This is a genomic window from Microcoleus sp. Pol12A5 (assembly GCF_036701435.1).
In the GTDB taxonomy this organism is placed as follows: domain Bacteria; phylum Cyanobacteriota; class Cyanobacteriia; order Cyanobacteriales; family Microcoleaceae; genus Microcoleus.
Window position 1 is genome coordinate 1 of record NZ_JAUBQU010000143.1, and the last position, 13,757, is coordinate 13,757.

The window sequence follows — 13,757 nt, forward strand, 5'->3', positions numbered from 1 at the left end:
CGGAATGATACCGCAGCAGAAGATAAAGAAACCGGGTTTTTTGACTCTTATTGAAGGTTTTAAGCAAATATTGTGGTTAAAAAACCCGGTTTCTAGTTATCCGCGAGTGTAGGAAATAACTTGACAAATTATTCGGGTTGTGCAGTGCCGTTGTTCGATCGTAACTTCGGCTTTCCAGACTTTCCACGGAGGCCGTCCAAAGAAACCACATCAGCCTCAGAACTCTCCCTAGCCACCCGAATTAGCAACCCCGACAACAACAAACTCGCCAACATCGAAGAACCCCCGTAACTAAAAAACGGCAGCGGCAAACCCGTAGTTGGCAAAACCCCCGTCGCCACCCCAATATTCAGCAGCGACTGTCCCACCATCACCACCATCACCCCAATCGCGACCAACTGACTCTCACTATTTCTAGCCTTCATCGCTACTCTCAAAGCCACAGTAGAGTAAGCCGCCAACATCAGCAGCAGGGAAAAACCTCCCACCAAACCAAACTCCTCAGCAAACACAGCAAAAATAAAATCGCTGTACTGAATAGGCAAATAAAATAACTTTTGCTGGGACATCCCCAAACCCACACCCCAAATGCCCCCAGAACCCACAGCCAGGAGACTTTGAATCAACTGATAGCCATCTTGCATCGGGTCAGCCCAAGGATTGAGAAAAGACATAATCCGGCGGCGCTGATATTCTCTAAAACTAATACTTAAAACGGCTAAAAGCATTCCCCCCATAGCCGTTGCGCCCAACTGCAAGTAAGGTAAGCCCGCAGCCAAAGCCACCAACCACAAAGTCATCCCGCACAAAGCCGTGGTGCTCAAATTCGGCTGCAACAGAATTCCCAAAAGCATTGCACCGAAAATTAACAGCCAAGTTAAGCGAACTTTATTCGTCAACCGGGGCCAGTTGCCGAAAATGCGGGCGCTTTGGAGAACAAAAAACGGCTTAATCAACTCAGAAGGTTGAATAATCGGAACCGGGCCCAGAGATATCCAGCGAGTCGCCCCGTTTATAGTGGTTCCCACCCCCGGAACTAAGGTCAACCAGAGCAATCCCAGCAGCAATAAAACGCCTAATTGAGCTGTTTTCAGCAGATACCGCAGGGGGGAGTATACCATCAAGTTAAAACCGGCCAGCCCGATCGCCACTGCGATTAGCTGTCGTTTAAAATAATAAAGGCCGTCTCCAAATTCATAATTGGCAATGGGATAGGAAGCCGAAAACAATGCTGTCAGCCCAACAAACAGCCACAGAAAAGTCAGCCACCTGAGCCACCGGGCCTCAGCGGCCCATTGAGACGCGCTGGGGTCAAAAAATGGAATCAAGCGTCGAATGTCGTTAGCCATAGGATTTTAGAATGATCTCAATAAACTCTAACAAAGATGGCTAAAGTACCAGATTGGTTAATTTACGCATTAATCTGTTCGCTATTATATGGTTTGTGGGGATTTTTTGGCAATTTAGCGACTAAATATATTGACTACAAAACTGCTTTTGTTTATGAAGCAATTGGCGCTATTTTAAGTACTTTATTTATTATTATCCAAACTAATAATTTTAGTTTTGAGGGAGATGTTAGGGGAATTTTGTTTGCCATGTTAGTTGGCGTTTGTGGCACGGTGGCATCATTAGTATTTTTTATAGCCCTTGGTAAAGGTGAAGTTGCCAATGTAGTGAGTGTTACGTCTATCTACCCGCTGATTACTATATTATTATCGTCTTTATTCTTAAAAGAGGCTATTACATTACCACAAATGCTTGCTGTTTTCTTAGCGATAATCGCAGTTATACTTTCTGCTTATTGAAATATTGGTCAATGATTAGATTAACAACTTTGGACATTCATCCTTCTACTATAACAACAAAAAAGAGGTCGATCGCGACCTCTTACCCCTCTACTAATCCAGCTTCGGCTCTTAAAGTAAACCTGTATTAGCTCCGGGCTTACCGGTAGCCAGTTGCACTTTAATAATTCTGCCGCCCATTTTCATAATTCTTTGCTGTTCCCGAAACCAGTTGTCGTAAGGAACAAGCTTAGTAAAATAGGTATTTTGCAATTCGCGCTGAGTGCGGATGCGGGTTTGACTTGGGACGCAAGCAGTCACCTTAAACATTCTCATGGGAAACTAACTCCTGAGTAGGTTTACAGATTATTAGATGGATTTTTTAAAGATTGAAGGCAGGGAGTTAGGAGTCAAGACTAGCTCGTTAAAACTCGTCGGGCTTTCTCGACAAGCCTTTGACGGTCTAGCAATCACTCTCAACTTCCCTGACCTCTTTTCAAAGCCAAAGGTAACAAGTCCAAAGTTAAAAGTTAAAAGACGCCAGAAATAAATGTTATTTCTTCTTCTTTCTTCCTTCTTCCTTCTTCCTTCTTCCTGAGTCTTAGCTCAAGCCAGAGCAGATGTAGTCGAAATAGACGCCCATTTCTTTACCAGCGTCAGAACCGACCAAACCGGCGGTGACTTCTTTCATTGCTTGGATTGCTTGTACGGTAGAACCGATGGGCACGCCCAAGGAGTTGTAGGTTTCTTTCAAACCGTTGAGCACGCGCTCATCGAGGATGGAAGGGTCGCCAGCTAGCATAGCGTAGGTGGCATAGCGCAGGTAGTAGTCCAAGTCGCGGATGCAAGCTGCATAACGACGAGTGGTGTACATATTGCCGCCGGGACGAGTTACGTCAGAGTACAACAGAGACTTAGCAACTGCTTCTTTGACGATTGTGGCTGCATTGGCGCTGATGGCTGTAGCGGCGCGGACGCGCAGTTCGCCAGAAGCAAAGTAATTCTTGAGCTTGTCTAGAGCGCTGATGTCCAGGTACTTACCTTGAACGTCAGAGGAATTGATAACGGCGGTAATTGCGTCTTGCATGGTTGTCTTGTTTCCTAGAAAGTGGCTGAGTCAGTCCAATTTTGGAGCTAGAATTTGGAATTTGGGATTTGGGATTTAAGATTTTTAAATGGCTGGTTATTTGCAAAAGCTTTTAACTTGTTGCCGGCAACCCCCAATTTTTCAATCTAAAATCGAAAACCTAAAATCGAAATTCCTTACTGCATCGCACCGATAACGTAGTCGAAGTAAGAGGAAGCTTCGGAAGCATCTTCTCCAGACAGCAGCGAACTTGCTGCACTTTTCATAGCGCGAACGCCTTCGGCGACGGCTTCAATCGGGGTGCCGAGAGATTTGTACATTTCGCGGACGCCGACAATACCGATTTCTTCGATCGGAGTAATGTCGCCAGCTACGATTCCGTAGGTGATCAAACGCAGGTAGTAGTCGAGGTCGCGCAAGCAAGTTGCGGTCATTTCTTCGCCGTAAGCGTTGCCGCCGGGAGAAACAACATCAGGGCGCTTTTGGAAAAGTTGGTCGCCTGCTGCCTTGACGATGCGTTCGCGGGATTCGCTCAAAATTTGGGCGATGCGGACGCGGCGTTCACCAGAGGTGACAAAGCTCTTGATCCGATCTAATTCACCTGGGCTCAAGTAGCGAGCTTCGGCGTCTGCGTTGACGATTGATTTGGTGACGATACTCATCTTGTGTGTACCCGCTGGATATTTTGCTATATGAACTGCTCTGCGCTGAGCTAGCGAAGGCGGGCGCTTGCGTCCCGTATCTTTCCTGCTCAGGCAGGAGCTTTGACGGGGAAGGCTGGACTTTCCACACTCAGCAACTGTTGAAGTTGTTGGTGGGTGACTGCCTTCGGTGCTTAACGGCGCTGGTTCTTCACGCCGGTGCGGTTGTGAGTGCTCGCACTAAGCCTGTCGCTTACAATACCATAAATGACTGATGCGATCTTTAATTTACGATCGAGATTGCAGCAGGCCACTTAGTGGCGATCGAGTGACTGTCCGGCAGTTAGTAAGAATATTGCTTCTCTGACACAACTACCTCTCGCAAGTATTTTGAGGCATTATGTTCACATTCTGAGTGTTACTGTAATAGTTTGTAACATTCCTTTTCATATTTGGGCCCTCGCTAGGGTGTTCTGCGTTAAAATTTCACGGCTCAAAAAATTGCTAAAATTATCTGGCAGCAAGGGTTGCAGCCGATCCAGCATAGAGGGTAAATTGTGGCGGGCGACGGCACGAGGGTCAAAGACTTCTTGCTGAGAGGAAAGGGAGACAGAGGGGGAGATGTGCGATCGTCTCACATCTTGCACCATTCTCAATAAATCGTGGACGGGCGGGATCTCTTGTCCAAGGCCTGTCAACTTAAGGTAAAACCGGCAGTCCTAAGCGGGAATGAATTCCCGCTTAGGACTGCCGGGTGAGCGGGAAGACTGGCGGACTAAAAGCTTAAGTTGACACCCATGGCTCCTGCCCAACTCCTACTACCCATAAGAACACTCACTCTTTGTGTTTGTGCAACAGACCGTCGGCCCTGTTCTCGATCGCGATGCCAGATATCAGAATCATCGGAAATCGTAACTTTCGAGCTTGTAGCTAGATTTGACTCTCACTTTTAATCTGGTGCGCCGTGAAAAGAAATCTATCAGCCCTTAAAAAAGCTTTGCAGTTTGGGATTAGCGGTGCTGTCGGCGGTTTCGTCGGCAATCTCATCACCGAACCTTTCATGCAGCGACTCCCTGGTTCGGAATCTTTTTTTGACAGTGTATTGTCTACAGGTCGCTGGTTTGGATTGGTAGGCGGTGGTATTGCTACTGCTATCATGTTCGGCTATTATTACTATATCAAAGGCAAGCCTCAAATTAAACAGGCTTTAAAAAATGGCGGATTGTTTGGTTTAATAGCAGGAGCGATTTCTGGGGCGATCGCCGAAGGTATTTACAGCGGAATTGGCGACGGAAACAACGAATTATTACGAGTAATTTGCTGGGGAATAGCTGGCAGTTTGTTAGGACTGGGACTTGCACAGCGGATTCCTAATTTGGGAGCGCTTCGCGGCACGGGAGGCGGCGGTGTTGGAGGAGTTTTGGGCGGCTGTTTGTTTATTCTGTTTGCTTACAATCTATCTGGTACCGCAGGCCGCTTAGCTGGCTGTGCTGCGATCGGTTTTTGGATTGGAATGATGCTAGTTGTAGCAGAAACTTTGTTTAACAAAGCTTGGCTGGTAATTAGTTACGATACCGGAGCAAATCGCACTCTCACTCTGGGTTCGGAACCAGTGACTTTTGGCAGTGATGAAAATTTGTCTATTATCTGCATTCCTAATGTTTCGCCCTTGGCCATGCGGTTTGAATTGGAAGCAGGTCAAATTGTTTGCGAGAATGTCGATAGCGGGGCGGTCAGTTATTTGCGATCGGGCGACCAAAAGAGAATCGGTAACTGTACAATTACAGTAGGAAACTCTGACTTGCCAACGCCAACACCAGCAAATATTCCGCCTACCTTTATATCAGATCAGCCCGCAGTAAATTCTTTTACTAGCAGCCAATTATCTCTAAAATTAGCCAGTCGAGTTATTCCTCTGAGTGCGGGAACTCAACTATTTACCTCTGACATACCGAGTTTAACAGCCGCAGCATCTAACGGTCTTGTAGCTATAGTCACTTCTCGATCGAGAAACGAGCTTTCGTTAGGATTGACAAATTTGTGCGATCGCGCTTGGTGGGCTACAGACATTCAAGGCGATATAAAAATGGTAGAACCTGAAAGTACCCTGACTTTGGCATTGGGAACTCAAATTGAATTCGGTGAAATTGACGGCGAAATTGTGTAAGTAAGTAGGTAGGTAAAAACTCATCGAATAACATCATTTACAATAAGCTTTTCATGGGCGCGCAGGATCCCAACCCCCAAAAACTTACTCTTTGTGGAACGGGCATCTTGCCCGTTCTTAACAATAATTCAAGCAGAACTGCTGCTAACTCCATTAATTACCGCCGCACCAATCAAATGAGCTAAACGCAAAGCTTCAGGAACTTTACCAGTGTCTGTCAAACGCTGAAGAACCCTCGCTATTACTTCCGGTTGTTCGCCGCAAACTTGAAAAAAGAAAGGTTCAAAAGCGTGAATTTTCCCAGCGCGGCGCAACAATTCTAAACGGTATTCCGAGTCGGGTAAATGGCGGAGGGCTTTTTCAACAGCAGCTAAATTTGGTTGGCGGCGCATGACAGCAACACAAGGAATTTGTAGCCGCGATGCTAACTCGGTAAGGTCAATAATATTGAAACCGCCGAAAGCTATTCCGTCTAGCAAAACCAGATGCAATTGCGGCAGAAATTTGCCTCCGAGGAGTAGCCCAGAAATAGCATCCGTGGCATCTAATCCGTCTGGGAGGACTTGTCCCCACACCATTCCTTCAAATCGAGTTCCCCCGCAGACTATGCCTGCGATCGATACCAGACTCCCGCTTGTACGAGAAAAGGGAGCGTCGTCAAAGCCAATAACTTTAATTGTGCGATCGAGCCTGAGCAAATCTGCCAGTTTCAACTTGTGGAGTTCCCTAAACTAAAGTTTTTGAGATTAGGTTGTGTCTTACATAGTATCATATACGTTAAATATCTCATTACTAAAAAGGTTTTAGACAATTGGCAAAAAAATACGTAGCAGCCATCGACCAAGGAACCACCAGCACCAGATTTATCATATTCGATCGCCTGGGACAGATAATTTGCAGCAACCAACAAGAACACCAGCAAATCTATCCGCAACCAGGATGGGTTGAACACAATCCCGATGAAATTTGGCAGCGCACTCAAAGCGTAATTAAAAACACCCTCGAAATAGGCGATATCGACCCGCAAGATATTGCTGCTCTCGGTATTACCAACCAGCGCGAAACTGCTATTGTTTGGAACAGAAAAACTGGCAAACCTTACGGAAATGCGATTGTTTGGCAAGATACCCGCACTCGCTTTATTTGCGATCAATTAGCTGAGGTTGAGGGCAAAAATCGATTTCAAAAACGATGCGGTTTGCCGCTGGCAACTTATTTCAGCGGGCCGAAAATTAAGTGGATGCTGGACAATATTCCAGGATTGCGGGAAGCTGCAGATCGAGGGGAGGCGATTTTTGGCAATGTCGATACTTTTCTGATTTGGCACCTGACTGGCGGCGCGCACATTACCGATGTTACCAATGCCAGCCGCACGATGCTGATGGATTTGCAAACTCTCGATTGGGATGCCGAAACTTTGGAAATAATGGCAATTCCCCGCCAGATGCTGCCAGAAATTCGCCCTTCCAGTCAAGTTTTTGGAACTGCAAAAGGATTGCTTGCAGGTGTTCCAATTGCTGCTGCTTTGGGCGATCAGCAAGCCGCCCTGGTCGGGCAAACTTGTTTCAGTCTGGGGGAGGCGAAAAATACTTACGGCACGGGCTGTTTTATGCTGCTGAATACCGGTGAGGCGATCGTCCCTTCAAAGCAAGGATTACTAACAACAGTCGCCTACAAGATGGGGGAATCGCCCGCTGTGTATGCTTTGGAAGGCAGTATTGCGATCGCCGGAGCTCTAGTGCAGTGGCTGCGGGACAATTTGGGCATCATCAACACATCTGCTGAAGTAGAAACATTAGCAAATACAGTCGAAGATAGTGGGGGAGTTTACGTTGTACCGGCATTTTCGGGACTCTACGCACCCTATTGGAAAGACAGCGCGCGGGGAGTAATTGCAGGTTTAACTCGGTACGTGACTAAGGCACACATTGCCCGCGCAGTATTGGAAGCGACAGCGTGGCAAACGCGGGAAATATTGGATGCGATGAATCAGGATTCAGCAGTGCAGCTTTTGTCTTTAAAAGTAGACGGAGGTATGGTGGGAAATCACACGCTGATGCAGTTTCAGAGCGATGTTTTGGGAGTGCCTGTGGTGCGACCTGTGGTAGCAGAAACTACTGCACTTGGTGCGGCTTATGCGGCTGGTTTGGCGGTGGGCTTTTGGAGTCAGCTAGCCGAATTGCGCGACAATTGGGCGGTGGATTGTACTTGGGAGCCGAAAATGCCGATCGCACTTCGCGAGCAAAAATATCGCTTTTGGAAAAAAGCAGTTTCCCGCACATTCGATTGGGAAGAATAAATCGCTGATTTAACCCCAAAATCCGTATTTAGTGATATCCTTAAATCCCGCACTATTTTTCAACTTGCAAATAGATGATTTCCCTAAAGAACTTTAAAAAAACTCTCACCACCTTTCTATTGATACTGACACTGGCATTTGTAGAAATCGCCACTAATTCCCAAATTGCGATCGCAGATACAGCGACAAATCCCACCGCAGCAGAAGTTTTCAGCGCCAACTGTGCAGGCTGTCACATCAACGGCAGCAACATTATCAAGCGTGGCAAAAACTTGAAACAAAAAGCATTGAAAAAATACGGCATGGATTCAATCGCCAACATTTCCAACTTAGTAACCAACGGCAAAGGTATTATGCCCGCTTACAAAGATCGTTTGTCGAAACAACAAATTATCGATGTTTCAGCTTACGTGCTATCCCAAGCCGAAACCGATTGGAAATAGCACCTCGGTTGATTATTTATAGCTTAGGCAATCTTGCCACAGACATCAGATATTTCTTTACAGCAGGTTGAAGCGCGAACAGAGTTTCACTTTCGGCTGGGACTGTTTCAATTAGCGATCGTCGTAAAAGCGATTCTAACGCCTTCAGCAATTCTAAACCCCTCTCTTGCTGAATATCGGAGTGCAAATTTTCACAACCAACAGGCTTGACTTCTTTCGCCATGCAGTGTAATAGCTGGATTTCTAATTCTGATAAGCGATTAAATTGCCGAGATAACGTATCGCTATAATCTCCCAGAAATAGCTCATTTCTTAAAAAGTTAGCAATGCTGTCCCCAAACATATCATGAATAGTTGTCGTTACTATTTTTAACGCTAAAGGATTGCCGCTGTATGCCTCTATCAATTGTGAGTATTCACCTTCTTCAGACAAACCCTTGTTTTTAAGGATTTCCACAGCCGCTTCTCCCAAACTACCCAATTTCAATGACCGTACCGATTGATTTTGACCTTCTAACGCAGCAATTTCTTTAGGTTTTTCGCAGCTTGTCAACAGCAAGCAACTTTGATGCTGCGATTTTCCTACTTGTTTCAGAAATTCCCCATACACTTGATATCCTTCTCGATAATTTCCTGTTAACTGATCAGTGCAGAAAACAGCTTCCCACTCATCTAAGATTATCAAACATCGACGCTTTTGTAAACACTGAATCAGGCGCTGGATACCATCAGCGATGATTGTCTGTTCTATTGCATTTGTGGAAGCGATTAGGTTCTCCAGGGAAAACTCAAGCTGCGAGTTCGCAGCTTGAAAAAATTTTTTATCCTGAGTAATGAACTGCAATTTATCTAAATCGCTTTGCGGTTTATCAGATAAAAATTCGATTAAATTGACCAGAGTATCTGCCAACATAGGTGCATGACTGAGGTTGACCCAAATTAAGCACTCAAACTGGTGTTTAATCAGATTTGTTAGCTTAGATGCTAAAGCAGTTTTGCCAATGCCACCCATACCCAATACAGCAACTAAGCGGCAGTTTTCTTGTAAAATCCATTGTTCTAAGTTAGCAAGTTCTGTTGTGCGCCCGCAGAAAATAGACGTATCCACCGCTAGCCCCCATTCAGTTCGATTTTCGATGGGAGTTTGGGGAGTTTGAGTAGAATTTCTCAATGTAGGAAGGAATGTTTTTCCACTACCCTTTTGTTGATAACCACGTATTTCTAGCATTTTTGGGATTTCTTTCCAGTCTTTCGGTTGTTGCAGCGTCAAAACTTGAATGTAGCGATACAGCCCTCTCGATAAGTCTACTCTAATACCGGCACATTCGCGGTGGAGTGCGGCGGCGATTTCCACCGGACTATAATTGCAAAGCAATCCTCGCAGGTAAGTTTTTTCTAAAGGAGTGAGTCGCTGCTTTCTACTGCTGGCGTACTCTTGTTTGGCTGCTGTCAAGTCTGCATATAACTGTTCGAGATTCCAGCCAGCCGCAGCCTCTATAAATTTCTGTGCTGGTATTTGCAAAAGTTTATTTCGCTGTGTCATGTATATTCATAATAAGTAAACACCCCGTCAACTCGATACAGCTACTTTTTCCGTCGGAAAAAGTTAGATGCACCTGATGCCACCTTGTAAGCGACTTTAATCTGTTTTGCCAGTTCAAGTCGAACACTTCCTTGCGATTAGAACACAATCTTGCTAAATCATGCGAAACTGTTTAGGTGAAATGCCTGTGTATCGGCGAAAGCACTTTGCAAAATGACTGGGATTGGCAAAGCCACACTCGATCGCAATATTGTTTATTGTCCATTCTGTCTGCTTCAGTAGTTGCTTCGATCGCTCTACTCGTTGCTGAATTAAGTAGGCATGAGGAGTCATTCCAGTCGATTGCTTAAACAAGCGACAGAAATAGTATTGACTCATACCTAATTCGGCTGAAATTTCTGCTAACGAGACATTTTCACTAAAATGCTCGTTGATGTATTCAATAGCTTGCTTCAGTTTGTATTTTGACAAGCCGTCTTCATATTCCATCAGAGTATGCTTACGGGTTGAGTAATATGTTAAGCAATGAGCCGCTAGAGCCGTCGCCATTGAATCCGCATAAAAGCAACTATTATTTGGATCGTTTTCCAATACTGCTGTCAGTGCTAAGATAATTTGCCAAACTAGCGGATCGGGTTTTTTAAGCGTCAGATTAACTTCAACTCGATCTGGGTTTACTGACTCATAGGCGGCATGATTAAGAAATGTAGGCTCAAGGTAGCAGTGAGTGATATCATTTTCCTGACTCCACCTAGCCTTAATAGGTGCGTAAGCAGGAAGTATTTCAATGCAACCCGTTTCATCCCGGTCATGCTGCACTAGGTGACGCTTACCATCAAAGGCTAATTCCACTTCTGTTGGCTCCTTCCAAAATGGAAGACAAATTATATGTTGAGAACCAGATGTTTCAGGAATTTCCATTGCAGGCAGTTGATAGTGTGCTAGATGAATATTTTTCCATCCCGCGTCATGACTGGAGTGAACGAGCGGGCGCTGAACAAACTTTGAAGTTGCATCTTGTTGAGAATAATCAACAGCTAAAGGTCTTTCTGTTAGCATCTTTTTAAGTCCTTCCAATCCCTATGGATAAAATTTTTCTCCAGTAGCTACCTCATCGGTATAACTACGAGTTATACGGAAACTTTCTGTATAATATGCCAAATTTAGTAGATAGGCGGACTAATTCTATAAATAACACTTAGGATAGTTTTCAATCGCTAACTATATAATCAGGGTTTCAGGCTTTCATCAAGCCCCGATACAAACGGTAGAATGGCATTTTTAGGCTTTCATTCAAAAACTTTCCTAACGGGACTTAAACAAATTGCTGACTAAAATCGGCTTGTATTCCGCTGTGGGTAAATAGTTTAGCTCGCTCCGGGTAATGGAGGCTCAAACCAGTTGTAGTAACAGAATAGCAAAAAAAAACGATCTGAAACCATTATAGCGAATGGGTTTGAGCCTATTTTCAAGATAAACTTTGTTTAAGTCCCGCTAAGTATTGTTAATTATTAATTTAATTTAAAGAAATAATTTTAATCTGGTGTATTTCTCACAAAAATACCTAATAAAAATACTAATAGCTCTTAGGTAACTTATCGGTCTTGAGTGTTTTATAAATGTAGAAGGCAGTATTTTATAACACCTGCTATCAAAAAAGTTAAGAGGACAGCTTAAATGGCATCAATTCAACTGACCAATCGGCTAACTGCAACTGACAAGATTATCATACCTCCCTTGGGTTCTATTGATACAACAACTCGCGCTAAAGATTACATCTTAGAGGTAGAGTTAGTTAATCAGCCAATATCAATCGATCTTTTTAAAAATGATGTGGGCAGTAGCTATGACCCTTACGTGCAAGTCTTTCAGGTATTCAAAGGCAGCAAGGGTGCGAATGTCGCTGATAGGGGTATTCTTGTTGCTCAGGATGATGATAGCGGCGGCAGCCTCAACTCAAAAATAGCGCCGGGTGTTGGTGACCTACCAACTTTTCCTGCTCCCCCGCTTAGAAGTCAGCCTGGTGTGGACTATGTAGTCCGCGTGACTAGCCCTGAGACCTTAACATCACTTCCTGAGCCTTTCACATTACAGGTTTCCACTCCCAGTGGCAATGTCGCCTTGAAAGACCCCATAACAGGTGCGACTTTAGATGCACAAGGCAACATCATCGGGGGCGGTAGCGGGGACCCTCTAACAGGCAATCTTCCCGTCGCGCGTTTCTTTGACAAGGCGGCAGGAGGGCATTTTTATACCACAGACCCGACAGAGAAAAATGACCGACTAAACAACCCTTTTCGTTACCAGAGTGAAGGCGATGAATTTATCGCTCCAGCCAACGGTAACGCAAAGGTTCAACGCTTCTTCAATACAGCATCAGGAACCTATTTCTATACGAATAAACCTACTGACATACAGTTTATTCGCGACAACTTACCGCAGTTCCGTGCTGACGGAGACGCTTTCAATTCATATAACACGGCTGTTTCGGGTGCGATACCCGTCTTTCGTTTTACCAACCTGGCGAGGGAACGGGAAAATCCGCAAAATATTACACACTTTTTCACCGCAGACCCAAACCAGCGGCGGGCGGTACAGGGGAGGTCAGATTTCCGGGATGAGGGGGTTGCTTTTTATGCTCTTCCCGCCTAAGCAGGCAGTTGGATTCATCTAGGTTTAAAATGAGTAGTAGGGTGCGTGCGACGCACCCTACTTTTTTATCTATTAAACTTTTGGGTAACAAGCGATATTTTGGTCATCCTATGAACAATCTCAGTACAAAACCTTCGCTTTTCAAGGCTTTAACTGTAATTAGCTTGTGTTTGTATCTAATCTTAGCGGTTAGCCCGCCCGCTTTCGCCTCGATTCACAAATATCCCGAAACTGCTGAGACAGTAATGTTCCGATCCGTACAAAGCCTGCGTGATACAGACGATAAAGCATGGCAATTTGTTTTGTACAAGCGAGTAAAGTCGGGAGTAGTAAAGTCTTTAAATCTGAGATTAGTAGGATTTCCCGGAACAGAATTGCAGCACCCGGTTCCGCTGAAAGTTGCTGCGGGCAAGCGCGAAATTGGCAATGCTAATGATATTTGGAACGAATCGGGTTTGCCAATTAATGTCGGAGAATACGATTTCAAATCAATAATTACACAATTGGAAAGTAATCGACCTTTGCAGTTGAATTTGCCCGTGAAAAATCAAAATGAGACACAATTGCTGGTTCCTCCTTTTGCTGTCAGAGAATGGCGACTGTTGTTAGACAGAAATTAATTATACCAATTTAATTTGTGTCTACATTTAAAGTCCATACAATTTCCAATGTCACAAATCGCTATGTTTAAATTATGCCTTAAGGTAGATTTAACGTTATTGAAGAATAATAGAGTAGGGCAAAAACTACATAAATCAATTAATCGCACTGTAGATTTAAAATCGCTCAAGCTTCAGGGATGTATCAAAAATAACTTTATTTACATAGACCTTAAGGTAGATTTAACCAATTTGAAGGGTAATTATGAAACAAACTAAAAGCTGAGTTAGTCGGTTGACAAAACTTCAGTGTTTTAACGTAGGTGTATTCAGGGTGAAGCTACTATGACTTTAATCAGTAAAATTGTCCGAAAAGCTTTGGCAACAGGTTACTTAACGGTTGAGGCCGAAGAACAGTTGCGACAGCAGTTGCAGATGACTAAGTACGGCTTAGAAGATTTTGAGGCTTTTATTAATTTGCAAAAAGAGGTGATGGAGGGTAGGGTGAAACAGCAAGCTTTGGAATTGTTACGATCGCG

The 13,757-nt window shown here is 44.5% G+C and carries 15 protein-coding genes; 7 read left to right on the forward strand and 8 right to left on the reverse strand.

Going from position 1 to position 13,757, the window contains the following annotated elements; all coding sequences use genetic code 11:
- Window positions 1-128: 128 nt before the first annotated feature.
- On the reverse strand, window positions 129-1,349 hold the full coding sequence (locus tag QUA45_RS24925; protein WP_333222416.1) for an FtsW/RodA/SpoVE family cell cycle protein: 1,221 nt from the start codon (window positions 1,347-1,349) through the stop codon (window positions 129-131).
- A gap of 36 nt (window positions 1,350-1,385) precedes the next feature.
- Between QUA45_RS24925 and QUA45_RS24930 the strand changes: the two genes are divergently transcribed.
- The gene (locus QUA45_RS24930; protein ID WP_333151676.1) at window positions 1,386-1,808 is read left to right on the forward strand and encodes an EamA family transporter; all 423 of its coding nucleotides are present in this window, start codon (window positions 1,386-1,388) and stop codon (window positions 1,806-1,808) included.
- A gap of 111 nt (window positions 1,809-1,919) precedes the next feature.
- Here the strand turns inward: QUA45_RS24930 and QUA45_RS24935 are convergent, their stop codons facing one another.
- The 4 genes from QUA45_RS24935 to QUA45_RS24950 form a co-directional block, all read right to left on the reverse strand.
- On the reverse strand, window positions 1,920-2,123 hold the full coding sequence (locus tag QUA45_RS24935; RefSeq protein ID WP_006634929.1) for a phycobilisome linker polypeptide: 204 nt from the start codon (window positions 2,121-2,123) through the stop codon (window positions 1,920-1,922).
- 265 nt (window positions 2,124-2,388) lie between these two features.
- Window positions 2,389-2,874, reverse strand: coding sequence for an allophycocyanin subunit beta (gene apcB / locus QUA45_RS24940; RefSeq protein ID WP_006634930.1), 486 nt, complete (start codon window positions 2,872-2,874; stop codon window positions 2,389-2,391).
- 176 nt (window positions 2,875-3,050) lie between these two features.
- The gene (apcA, locus tag QUA45_RS24945; protein WP_015176901.1) at window positions 3,051-3,536 is read right to left on the reverse strand and encodes an allophycocyanin subunit alpha; all 486 of its coding nucleotides are present in this window, start codon (window positions 3,534-3,536) and stop codon (window positions 3,051-3,053) included.
- 425 nt (window positions 3,537-3,961) lie between these two features.
- A complete protein-coding gene (locus QUA45_RS24950; protein ID WP_333222418.1) occupies window positions 3,962-4,165 on the reverse strand; it encodes a hypothetical protein in 204 nt (67 codons plus the stop codon).
- Between the two features lie 314 nt (window positions 4,166-4,479).
- On the opposite strand from QUA45_RS24950, the gene QUA45_RS24955 reads away from it, so the two are divergent.
- Entirely contained in the window at window positions 4,480-5,682 is a 1,203-nt protein-coding gene (locus QUA45_RS24955; protein ID WP_333222420.1) for a hypothetical protein, read from the forward strand.
- A gap of 128 nt (window positions 5,683-5,810) precedes the next feature.
- On the opposite strand, the gene QUA45_RS24960 is transcribed toward QUA45_RS24955, so the two are convergent.
- Entirely contained in the window at window positions 5,811-6,395 is a 585-nt protein-coding gene (locus QUA45_RS24960) for an endonuclease dU (RefSeq protein ID WP_333099304.1), read from the reverse strand.
- Window positions 6,396-6,493: 98 nt separating this feature from the next.
- Here QUA45_RS24960 and glpK point away from each other — a divergent pair, with 98 nt between their 5' ends.
- Entirely contained in the window at window positions 6,494-7,981 is a 1,488-nt protein-coding gene (gene glpK, locus QUA45_RS24965; protein ID WP_333099305.1) for a glycerol kinase GlpK, read from the forward strand.
- 74 nt (window positions 7,982-8,055) lie between these two features.
- Entirely contained in the window at window positions 8,056-8,424 is a 369-nt protein-coding gene (locus tag QUA45_RS24970; protein ID WP_333222422.1) for a c-type cytochrome, read from the forward strand.
- Between the two features lie 16 nt (window positions 8,425-8,440).
- On the opposite strand, the gene QUA45_RS24975 is transcribed toward QUA45_RS24970, so the two are convergent.
- Both QUA45_RS24975 and QUA45_RS24980 read right to left on the reverse strand, forming a co-directional pair.
- A complete protein-coding gene (locus QUA45_RS24975) occupies window positions 8,441-9,967 on the reverse strand; it encodes an NB-ARC domain-containing protein (protein ID WP_333222424.1) in 1,527 nt (508 codons plus the stop codon).
- Window positions 9,968-10,120: 153 nt separating this feature from the next.
- The gene (locus tag QUA45_RS24980; protein WP_333222426.1) at window positions 10,121-11,026 is read right to left on the reverse strand and encodes an AraC family transcriptional regulator; all 906 of its coding nucleotides are present in this window, start codon (window positions 11,024-11,026) and stop codon (window positions 10,121-10,123) included.
- Between the two features lie 618 nt (window positions 11,027-11,644).
- Here QUA45_RS24980 and QUA45_RS24985 point away from each other — a divergent pair.
- The 3 genes from QUA45_RS24985 to QUA45_RS24995 all read left to right on the forward strand — a co-directional run.
- Entirely contained in the window at window positions 11,645-12,619 is a 975-nt protein-coding gene (locus tag QUA45_RS24985) for a hypothetical protein (protein WP_333099311.1), read from the forward strand.
- Between the two features lie 110 nt (window positions 12,620-12,729).
- Entirely contained in the window at window positions 12,730-13,239 is a 510-nt protein-coding gene (locus QUA45_RS24990; RefSeq protein ID WP_333099313.1) for a DUF3122 domain-containing protein, read from the forward strand.
- Between the two features lie 324 nt (window positions 13,240-13,563).
- On the forward strand, window positions 13,564-13,757 hold a 194-nt coding region (locus QUA45_RS24995), incomplete at its 3' end, for a hypothetical protein (protein WP_333222428.1).

Bases quoted from the DNA above. Each gene is read 5' to 3' on its own strand.
- QUA45_RS24925 (WP_333222416.1), bottom strand. From the start codon at position 1,349: ATGGCTAACGACATTCGACGCTTGATTCCATTTTTTGACCCCAGCGCG.
- QUA45_RS24930 (WP_333151676.1), top strand. From the start codon at position 1,386: ATGGCTAAAGTACCAGATTGGTTAATTTACGCATTAATCTGTTCGCTA.
- QUA45_RS24935 (WP_006634929.1), bottom strand. From the start codon at position 2,123: ATGAGAATGTTTAAGGTGACTGCTTGCGTCCCAAGTCAAACCCGCATC.
- apcB (WP_006634930.1), bottom strand. From the start codon at position 2,874: ATGCAAGACGCAATTACCGCCGTTATCAATTCCTCTGACGTTCAAGGT.
- apcA (WP_015176901.1), bottom strand. From the start codon at position 3,536: ATGAGTATCGTCACCAAATCAATCGTCAACGCAGACGCCGAAGCTCGC.
- QUA45_RS24950 (WP_333222418.1), bottom strand. From the start codon at position 4,165: ATGGTGCAAGATGTGAGACGATCGCACATCTCCCCCTCTGTCTCCCTT.
- QUA45_RS24970 (WP_333222422.1), top strand. From the start codon at position 8,056: ATGATTTCCCTAAAGAACTTTAAAAAAACTCTCACCACCTTTCTATTG.
- QUA45_RS24975 (WP_333222424.1), bottom strand. From the start codon at position 9,967: ATGACACAGCGAAATAAACTTTTGCAAATACCAGCACAGAAATTTATA.
- QUA45_RS24980 (WP_333222426.1), bottom strand. From the start codon at position 11,026: ATGCTAACAGAAAGACCTTTAGCTGTTGATTATTCTCAACAAGATGCA.
- QUA45_RS24985 (WP_333099311.1), top strand. From the start codon at position 11,645: ATGGCATCAATTCAACTGACCAATCGGCTAACTGCAACTGACAAGATT.
- QUA45_RS24990 (WP_333099313.1), top strand. From the start codon at position 12,730: ATGAACAATCTCAGTACAAAACCTTCGCTTTTCAAGGCTTTAACTGTA.